General features: G+C 58.7%; 1 rRNA gene. It reads right to left on the bottom strand.

Going from position 1 to position 2078, the window contains the following annotated elements:
- Positions 1–1941: ribosomal RNA gene (locus AC3EUJ_RS37075) — 23S ribosomal RNA — on the bottom strand; the annotation flags it as partial.
- Between the last annotated feature and the right edge of the window lie 137 nt (positions 1942–2078).

Raw genomic sequence — 2078 nt, 5'->3', positions numbered from 1 at the left:
TCCCCTCACCAGCAATGGCCCCCCTTCTCCCGAAGTTACGGGGGCATTTTGCCGAGTTCCTTAACCACAGTTCACCCGAACGCCTCGGTATTCTCTACCTGACCACCTGAGTCGGTTTAGGGTACGGGCCGCCATGAAACTCGCTAGAGGCTTTTCTCGACAGCATAGGATCATCCACTTCACCACAATCGGCTCGGCATCAGGTCTCAGCCTCAAAGAGTGGCGGATTTGCCTACCACTCGGCCTACACCCTTACCCCGGGACAACCACCGCCCGGGCTGGACTACCTTCCTGCGTCACCCCATCGCTCACCTACTACCACCTCGGGTCACCGGCTCCACCACTCCGACCCACAGCAAAGCTGAAGGCCGGCGGCTTCACGGGCTTAGCATCAGAGGGTTCAGCGCTGGCGCTTCAAAGCGGGTACCGGAATATCAACCGGTTGTCCATCGACTACGCCTGTCGGCCTCGCCTTAGGTCCCGACTTACCCTGGGCAGATCAGCTTGACCCAGGAACCCTTAGTCAATCGGCGCAAGAGTTTCCCACTCTTGTATCGCTACTCATGCCTGCATTCTCACTCGTGAACCGTCCACGACTCCCTTCCAGGGCCGCTTCACCCGGCACACGACGCTCCCCTACCCATCACAGCCTCCGTTGGGAGTATTGCTGCAATGACACGACTTCGGCGGTACGCTTGAGCCCCGCTACATTGTCGGCGCGGAATCACTTGACCAGTGAGCTATTACGCACTCTTTCAAGGGTGGCTGCTTCTAAGCCAACCTCCTGGTTGTCTCTGCGACTCCACATCCTTTCCCACTTAGCGTACGCTTAGGGGCCTTAGTCGATGCTCTGGGCTGTTTCCCTCTCGACCACGGAGCTTATCCCCCGCAGTCTCACTGCCGCGCTCTCACTTACCGGCATTCGGAGTTTGGCTAAGGTCAGTAACCCGGTAGGGCCCATCGCCTATCCAGTGCTCTACCTCCGGCAAGAAACACACGACGCTGCACCTAAATGCATTTCGGGGAGAACCAGCTATCACGGAGTTTGATTGGCCTTTCACCCCTAACCACAGGTCATCCCCCAGGTTTTCAACCCTGGTGGGTTCGGTCCTCCACGCGGTCTTACCCACGCTTCAACCTGCCCATGGCTAGATCACTCCGCTTCGGGTCTTGGGCATGCGACTGAACCGCCCTATTCGGACTCGCTTTCGCTACGGCTACCCCACACGGGTTAACCTCGCCACACACCGCAAACTCGCAGGCTCATTCTTCAAAAGGCACGCAGTCACGAGACACCAGCAAGCTGATGCCCGACGCTCCCACGGCTTGTAGGCACACGGTTTCAGGTACTATTTCACTCCGCTCCCGCGGTACTTTTCACCATTCCCTCACGGTACTATCCGCTATCGGTCACCAGGGAATATTTAGGCTTAGCGGGTGGTCCCGCCAGATTCACACGGGATTTCTCGGGCCCCGTGCTACTTGGGAGTCGCACAAGCAAGCCGCTGATGTTTCAGCTACGGGGGTCTTACCCTCTACGCCGGACCTTTCGCATGTCCTTCGCCTACATCAACGGTTTCTGACTCGCCCAGCCGCCGGCAGACGACTGAAGTACGATCCCACAACCCCACATGCGCAACCCCTGCCGGGTATCACACGCATACGGTTTGGCCTCATCCGGTTTCGCTCGCCACTACTCCCGGAATCACGGTTGTTTTCTCTTCCTGCGGGTACTGAGATGTTTCACTTCCCCGCGTTCCCTCCACACTGCCTATGTGTTCAGCAGCGGGTGACAGCCCATGACGACTGCCGGGTTTCCCCATTCGGACACCCCCGGATCAAAGCTCGGTTGACAGCTCCCCGGGGCCTATCGCGGCCTCCCACGTCCTTCATCGGTTCCTGGTGCCAAGGCATCCACCGTGCGCCCTTAAAAACTTGGCCACAGATGCTCGCGTCCACTATGCAGTTCTCAAACAACGACCCGTCACCCAACTCCCCCCGCCTTGAACGGAGTTCATCGAGTCCGGTCCACAACCGAGAACACTTCCATGCCCTCAGGACCCAACAGCGTGCCCGAC

The organism is Actinacidiphila sp. bgisy160 (genome assembly GCF_057707815.1).
This window is presented reverse-complemented; position numbering and strand designations above follow the sequence as displayed.